Genomic DNA, 762 nt, shown 5'->3' with positions numbered 1-762 from the left:
CGGCGGCGCACGTTCAACCCGCCCGGCAGCACCCCGGCCCGCTTCAAACTCGTCGCGACGCAGTTCTCCATCACGGACCAGATCTGCAGCAGCCCGGCCCGGATCTCCTCCTCGTCCCGGGAGGCTTTCTCATTGAGCAGCATCACATCGGCGATGCCCAGCCCGGTGTCCCGGCAATGCGCCAAAAGTTCCGCCGCGGTCCGGAACGGCAACGGCAGCTCCTGCTTGGAGGCCTCCAGTTCCTGCTGCGCCGCGTCCTCTTCGCCCTCCCGGACGATGAACCCGCCACCGACCGAGAAGAACGTCGCCGCATGCAGCACCTCCCCGGCCGCGTCCGTGACGGTGAACGTCATCCCGTTCGTGTGCCGGGGCAGCACCGTCAACGGCCGCAGCACCATATCGCCCACCCCGTACGGCAACGGCACGCCCTCCCCACCGGCACCGGCCAGGTTCAGGATCCCGGTCTCCGCGATCGAGGCAAGCCGTTCCTCCACCTCCCCGGGCAGGATCAGCTCCGGATGGAACCCCTCCAACCCCAACAGCACCGCGGTCATCGTCCCGTGCCCGTGCCCGGTCGCCGCCAGCGACCCGTACAGGTCCACCCGCAACGAAGCCACGTCCGTCAGCCTGCCGGATGCCTTCAGCTCCTCAGCGAACACAGCAGCAGCCCGCATCGGCCCCACAGTATGGGACGACGACGGACCGATCCCAATCGAAAAGAGATCAAAAACGCCAACAGCCATAACGGGTCTTCCTAACTAA

General features: G+C 66.9%; 1 protein-coding gene. It reads right to left on the bottom strand.

What is annotated here, in order from left to right; genetic code table 11:
- A partial coding sequence (locus AC5RT3_RS20605) for a serine dehydratase beta chain (RefSeq protein WP_494125109.1) occupies positions 1 to 743 on the bottom strand: 743 nt, incomplete at its 3' end.
- Positions 744 to 762 lie beyond the last annotated feature (19 nt).

Source organism: Arthrobacter sp. Y3221159, assembly GCF_059089885.1.
Note: the sequence above shows the minus strand (reverse complement) of the source record. Positions and strands in the feature narration are given on the sequence as shown.